Consider the following 6620-nt stretch of genomic DNA (forward strand, 5'->3'; position numbering starts at 1 on the left):
GCAACCAGCAGAAGGTGGTAATCGCCCGCGAGATGATGCGCGACTTCAGCGTGCTGCTGGCGTCGCAGCCCACGCGCGGCGTGGACGTGGGCGCGGTGGAGCAGATTCACGAGCGCATCCGCGCGGCGCGTGACGCGGGCAAGGCCGTGCTGCTCGTGAGCGCCGAGTTGGAGGAGGTGCTGGCGCTGGCGGACCGCGTGGCGGTGATGTTCGACGGCCGGTTCGCGGCGGTGCTGCCGCGCTCCGAAGCCACGGAAGAGGTCCTTGGGCCCTACATGACGGGCGCGAACCGGCAGGAGGCCGCGTGACGACGAGCACCGAAGCGCCCCCGCGCGCCGCGCCGCCGGGGACCCCGGCCGCGCCGCCGCGCTGGCGGACGCAGCTGGAAGAAGCCCTTCTGCCGCCGCTGGTGGCCATTCTGGCCGCCATGGTGGTGGGCGACCTGCTGATCCTGTCGATGGGGCAGTCGCCGGCCGCCGTGTACGGCATGCTGCTGGAGGGCACCTGGGGCAACGCCTACGGCTTTGGCCAGGTGATGTTCAAGGCCACGACGCTGACCTTTACCGGCCTCGCCGTGGCGCTGGCGCTGCGGGCGGGCCTGTTCAACGTGGGCGCCGAGGGGCAGCTGGCGGCGGGCGGGTTCGTGGCGGCGCTGGCGGGGTGGATGCTCCCCGCCGGGACGCCGTGGATCATCGCCATCCCCCTCTGCATCCTGGGCGCGGCGCTGGGCGGCGCGGCGGTGGGCGCCGTGCCCGGCACGCTGAAGGCGCGCTTCGGCGCGCACGAGGTCATCGTCACCATCATGACCAACTTCATCGTGCTGGCGCTGCTGAACTACGTGGTCAGCGCGCACCTGCACGTGCCGGAGACACTGCACACGCCGGAGATCGGCGCGGGCGTGGTTCCGCGCTTCGGCGGGCCGTTCACCGGCTCGGCCGCCAACGCGTCGCTGTTCCTGGCGCTGGCGGCCGCGGGCGCGGTGTGGTGGTACCTGTTCCGCACCCGCCGCGGCTACGAGCTGCGCGCCGTCGGCCTGCAGCCGGACGCCGCGGAGTACGCCGGAATCCGCGTGGGCGGCGTGTGGATCCGGGCGATGACGGTGTCCGGCGCGCTGGCGGGGCTGAGCGGCATCAACTACGTGCTCGGCTACAAGCACTACTACGAGGACGGCTTCGCGGGCGGCGCCGGCTTTCTGGGGATCGCGGTGGCGCTGGTGGGGCGCAACGATCCGCTGGGCGTGGTGCTGGCGGCGCTCTTCTTCGCCACGCTGTCGCAGGGCGGCCTGGCCATCAACGCCGTGGTGCCCAAGCAGATGGTGGAAGTCATGCAGGGCGTGGTGATCCTGGCCGTGGCCGTCTCCGTGCCCGAGGTGCGGCGCCTTCTTCGCCAGCAGCGGAGGGCCGGCTGATGCTCGTGCTCGCGTTTCTTCTGCAGACCATCCGCATCGCCATCCCCTACCTGTTCGCCGCGTCGGGGGGGATGATCGCGGAGCGGGCCGGCGTGGTGTCGCTCACGCTGGAGGGCTTCATGCTTTCCGGCGCCTTTACCGCCACGCTGGGCGCGTACTACAGCGGCAACCCGTGGATCGGGCTGCTGTGCGGAATCCTGGGCGGGCTGGCGATGGGGCTGGTGCACGCCGTGGCCTGCATTCGCTACCGGGCCGACCAGATCGTGGTGGGCATGGCGATCAACCTGCTGGTCGTGGGGCTGACGCGCTTTTTCCTCCACATGGCCTTCGACAGCTCCAGCAACTCGCCGCGCGTGGCGGGCTTCGGGGGCGAGGGGGCCAGCACGGGGCTGGGCGCGCTGGCCAGCAACCCGCTGGTGTGGATGGGGCTGCTGCTGGTGCCGGTGATGGCGTGGCTGATGTTCCGCACGGCGTTCGGGCTGCGCGTGCGCGCGGTAGGCGAGCACCCGGCCGCGGCCTCGTCGGTAGGCGTCCCCGTGTCGCGGGTGCGCTACACGGCGGTGGCGCTGTCCGGGATGCTGGCGGCGCTGGGCGGGGTGTACCTGGCGCTGGACCAGCACCAGTTCACCGACCAGATAACGGCGGGGCGCGGCTTCATTGCGCTGGCCGCGGTGATCTTCGGGCGGTGGCACCCGGTACGGACGGCCATCGCGTGCCTGCTCTTTGCCGCGGCGGAAACGCTGCAGATCCAGCTGCAGGCGTTCGAGATCGTCCCCAGCCAGTTCGTGGCCATCATCCCCTACGTGCTGACCATCGTGGCGCTGGCCGGCGTCATCGGCCGCTCCGTCTCGCCCGCCGCGCTGGGCAAGGCCGAGGACTGAGACGTCCGCAGGACAAACGACCAGAAGCCGCGGCTCCGGAAGGGGCCGCGGCTTTTCCTTGTCCGTCTCCCCCTCCCCCGCCCCTCCGCGTCCTCCGGCGTGAACCGCCGTTCCAGACTCCGCGGACCGCCGGAGCCCCGGGTAGCGCGACGGAGGGAGAGCGCCTAGAATGCCCCACCGGGGCCCGCGGCGTGAGAGCGCCGTGTGCACACGGGTGATGCGCCGCGGGGCGCGTCACCCGTTCGCGTACCCGGGACTGGCGTTCCCTGCTCCGCACCAACAACGACCGGCGAGACCACAATGCAAGTGACCCGCGAACTCCTGCACCGCCTGCCCAAGGCGGAGCTGCACGTGCACCTGGACGGCTCGCTGCGGCCGGAAACCATGCTGGAACTGGCGGCGGAGTACGGCAAGCCCATGCCCGCGCAGGACGCCGAGTCGCTGCGCGACTACATGCACGTCAAGGACGCGCGCAACCTGCTGGAGTACCTGGAGCGCTTCGACATCACCCTGAGCATCATGCAGCAGGGCGAGGCGCTGGAGCGGATCGCGTACGAGCTCGCGGCGGACCTGGCGGCGGAAAACGTGCGCTACGCCGAGATCCGCTATTCGCCCATCCTCAACAGCCGCGAGGGGCTTCCGCTCACCGCCGTGGTGGACGCGCCGCTGCGCGGCCTCAAGCGCGCGGAGCAGGAGTTCGGCATCCGCACGGGCGTCATCATCTGCGGCATCCGCAACATGGAGCCGGCCACGTCGCGCGACCTGGCCGACCTCACGGTGGCGTACAAGGACCGCGGCGTGGTGGCGTTCGACCTGGCGGGCGCGGAGTACAACTATCCCGCCAAGAAGCACAAGGATGCGTTCTACACCGTCATCAACAAGAACATGGCGGCCACCCTCCACGCGGGCGAGGCGTACGGGCCGGAGAGCATCCACCAGGCGCTGCACTTCTGCAAGGCCAACCGCATCGGCCACGGCACGCGGCTGTACGAGGATCCGGACCTGATGCGCTACGTGAACGACTTCCGCATCCCCATTGAAATCTGCCTGACCAGCAACGTGCAGACGCGCGCCGTGGCCAGCTTTGAGGAGCACCCGCTGCGGCAGTACTACGACGAGGGGCTGGTGCTGAGCCTGAACACCGACAACCGGCTCATGAGCGCCACCACGGTCACCGAGGAGTACTGGCGCGCGCACCAGCACCTGGGCTTCACCTGGGACGAGCTGGTGGACATCGCGCTGATGGGCTTCGACAGCTCGTTCCTGCACCGCACGGAAAAGCTGGCGATGATCCGCGAGGTCAAGAAAGAGATCGCCGCCATGGAAGCCTCCGTCCCCTGATCGCGATCAGGTGGATGACGAGAAGGGCCGGCTCCCGCGCGGGGAGCCGGCCTTTTTTCGATCGGGGGATGTCCAGCCGTAACCTGACCCTCGTGACGACGGATCGCGGGATCGACGGATGGACGGCTACCCGCGCGCCTGTGCAGCCGCGGTGGCGGGCGCTTCCGCGGCGGCTTCGGCGCGCTCCTGGGCCGTGACCGCGTCCGTGCCGATGTGCTCGTGCAGCCACTGGAACTGGTCCAGGCGCGCCTGCCGCGGAAGGCGGTGCCCGCTTTCGTACCACTTCACGGTGTGCGACGGGCCCGCGGCGCGGTGCAGTTCCGCGGCCTTGGCGGCGGGGACGAACTCGTCCGCGCGGCCGTTCTGGAACAGGATGGAGCCCGGCCGCGCGCGGCTGATGTACCCAAGCCCCTCCACCGGGCGCATGGCCGCGACCCAGCGGTTCCACACCGCTTCCGGAAGCTCCGCCATCCGCTCGGGCCGCCCGCCGTTCGCATCCGCCATGTGGTGCACCAGCCCGCCGTCCGGCACAAAGAGCACGTAGGTGACGGGACGGGGATCGACGGCGGCATACATGGTCCCCACCGCGCCGCCGTAGCTGCCGCCCACAAAGGCGATGCGCGCGGGGTCCACGTCCGGCCGCGCCAACAGCACGTCCACCGCGCGCTGCAGGTCCACGATGAGCTGCACGTGGTCCGCGCTGTCCTGCGGCGTCATGGTGACCATGTCCGTGCCGCGCCGCGCGAATGGCGCATCGATGGAAAGCACGACGGCGTTGCGCCGCGCCAGCGACTCTGCGATGGCGGAAATGGATCGGGCGCTCCCCGGCGCGCCGTGCAGCATGACGATCCCGCCCCGCCGCCCCGGGCGCTGCGGAACGTAGAGCAGCCCCGTCGCGCGGCCGCCCCGCGGGCTGGCGAAGCTGATGCGGCGGATCTCCAGACCATTCGCCGCCGTCTCCAGCGAGTCGCGCAGATCCAGCGGCGCGGCGCGGTTGTACGCGAACGTTCCCGCGGCGATCGCGTCCGTGCGCGGCGCCTGCGCGCACGCGGGGCTTGAGAATGCGGCCGCTGCGGCGAGGACGGCCAAGGCGGGGCGCAAGATGCGGTTCATCATTGGACGAAAGTGATCGACAGGTGGATGATCGTCGTTTGTCGACAATCTGCGTTCTTGGATGCCTTGTCCGCCAGCAGCGTTGAGCGGGGATGATGAGAAAACGATGAGGGGAGTGCGAGTAATCAACTGCACTGTCGCGCTGGACGGGAGGCCGGCTCCGCGCGCGGGGAGCCGGCCTCGTTCGTCCGCCGGTCAGGGCTGGCGCGCGGGCGGTGGCGGGATCTGCGGGCCGGCCTCATCCTCCGGCCCCGGCGCGGTGGTACCCACGCGGTCGTGGAGCCACCGAAGCTGGTCCACGTACGCGGCCGGGTTCAGCGCGTGCTCCGCGTCGTACCACCGCACCTCCTTGTCCCCCGTGAACGCAGCGTGCAGCCTCTCCGCCAGCACGGCCGGCACCACGTTGTCCCGCCGCCCGTGCTGAAACAGAATGCTGCCGTTCGCCAGGCCGACGTAGCGGATTCCCTCGATGGGCTCCATGGACGCGAGCCACGCGCGGGCCTCCTCCTCGCGCCCCGGCGGCGGGGGCGGCGCGCCGGGCTCGCGAAAGCGCATGGTCACGCCACCATCCCCCGACGCGAGGACATACGTCTTCAGCCGCCGCTCCACCCCGGCGAACAGGGCGCCGGTGGCGGCGCCGTAGCTGCGGCCCACGTACGCCAGCCGGGCCGGGTCCACGTCGCGGCGCGCCAGGAGCACGTCCACGGCGCGCTGCAGGTCCACGATCAGCTGCACCTGTTCGGCGCTGTCCCGCGGCGTGAGCGTCATGGTTCGGCCCTGCCGGCGGTTGAACGGCGCGTCGATGGCAATGACCACCGCCCCGTGCCGCGCGATGTACACGCCGCGCCCCGTGAACGTCTCGGCGCTCCCCGGCATCCCGTGCGCCAGAACGACGCCCGCGAACGGCCCCGCGCCCGTGGGGACGAACAGCAGCCCCGTCGCCCGGCCGCCTTTCGGGCTCGCGAAGCTGATCGCGTGGACCGCCACGCCCTCCTGCGTGGACCGCAGCGAGTCGCGCAGGTCCAGCGGCGCGGATCGGTCATACGCAAAGGTGCCCGCCGCCAGCACCTCCGCGGGGCTCGCCATCTGCGCCGCCGCGGGAAGCGCGAGCGCGGCCGCGGCCAGGGCCGCCAGCGCGGGGCGAAGGAGTCGGATCGTCATGGGCCGGTGCTCAAGTTCAGGATGGGTGTTGTCGACAACCTGCACGTTCGACGCCCTTCCCGCCAGCAGGGTTGCGCGCCCCGACGTGAGGAAACGATGAGGGCGGATCGTCCACGGGGTGGGACACGCGAAGGGCCGGCTCGGGAGAGAGCCGGCCCTGTGCGGATCGTCAGTGCACGTCCATGTCGGGACGCCGCGGCGGCGGAATCACCTGTTCGGTGGAGAGAATGTCGTCGCGCGTGCCGCGGCGCCGGTCCGGGCCGGCGGAGCCCACCTGAAAGGCGTCCAGCCGCCGGCGCAGGTAGTACCGCTGCCCCCATGCGTCCAGCGCCGTTTCCGTGCGCCTGGGAAACATGGCGTGCAGCACCCGGCGCAGCTCGCCGTCCTGCGGAGCGCGGCCCGTCACCCGCACCTCTACCGCCAGGTAGCGCGAAATGCTGTTCACCCGGTCGCGCGTCATCACCCGCTGCACCGGGGTGGTGAGGGGCGCCACCAGGGGCGCGGCGCGCGCCCGCAGCGGCGGCGCGATCAGCACCAGCAGCGAGGCGCCGATGATGAACTTCACCGCGAAACCGGCCAGCCCGGCGGCAGACACGGAAACACGCGTGGACTTCATGGGGGAGACCGGGACGGCGGGTGCTACGAAGGAGAGATGCAGATTCTCCGCAATCTTGCTGCACCCGGAGAAACATGCAATCCCCCTCCCAGCGGGGGAT

Annotated in this window: 6 protein-coding genes and 1 pseudogene; 4 read left to right on the top strand and 3 right to left on the bottom strand. The window is 71.1% G+C overall.

Annotated elements, in window-relative coordinates:
- From VF665_RS25775 to add, 4 genes and pseudogenes are all read left to right on the top strand, one after another.
- Positions 1-308, top strand: a pseudogene (locus VF665_RS25775) (heme ABC transporter ATP-binding protein); the annotation flags it as partial.
- Complete coding sequence (locus VF665_RS25780; protein WP_331056374.1) at positions 305-1408, top strand: ABC transporter permease; 1104 nt, start codon at positions 305-307, stop codon at positions 1406-1408. The pseudogene VF665_RS25775 and the gene VF665_RS25780, both read left to right, overlap by 4 nt.
- Positions 1408-2289 (top strand): ABC transporter permease, encoded by an 882-nt coding sequence (locus VF665_RS25785; RefSeq protein ID WP_331056375.1) that lies wholly within the window; start codon positions 1408-1410, stop codon positions 2287-2289. Before VF665_RS25780 ends, VF665_RS25785 begins: the two co-directional genes overlap by 1 nt.
- A gap of 300 nt (positions 2290-2589) precedes the next feature.
- Entirely contained in the window at positions 2590-3630 is a 1041-nt protein-coding gene (gene add, locus VF665_RS25790) for an adenosine deaminase (protein WP_331056376.1), read from the top strand.
- 126 nt (positions 3631-3756) lie between these two features.
- Here the strand turns inward: add and VF665_RS25795 are convergent, their stop codons facing one another.
- The 3 genes from VF665_RS25795 to VF665_RS25805 form a co-directional block, all read right to left on the bottom strand.
- Positions 3757-4743 carry an alpha/beta hydrolase family protein gene (locus tag VF665_RS25795; protein WP_331056377.1) on the bottom strand — a complete coding sequence of 329 codons (987 nt, stop codon included), beginning with the start codon at positions 4741-4743 and terminating at the stop codon, positions 3757-3759.
- Positions 4744-4938: 195 nt separating this feature from the next.
- The gene (locus VF665_RS25800) at positions 4939-5904 is read right to left on the bottom strand and encodes an alpha/beta hydrolase (protein ID WP_331056378.1); all 966 of its coding nucleotides are present in this window, start codon (positions 5902-5904) and stop codon (positions 4939-4941) included.
- A gap of 169 nt (positions 5905-6073) precedes the next feature.
- Complete coding sequence (locus VF665_RS25805; protein ID WP_331056379.1) at positions 6074-6520, bottom strand: hypothetical protein; 447 nt, start codon at positions 6518-6520, stop codon at positions 6074-6076.
- Positions 6521-6620: the final 100 nt, after the last annotated feature.

It is taken from the genome of Longimicrobium sp. (assembly GCF_036387355.1).
Classification (GTDB): Bacteria; Gemmatimonadota; Gemmatimonadetes; order Longimicrobiales; family Longimicrobiaceae; genus Longimicrobium.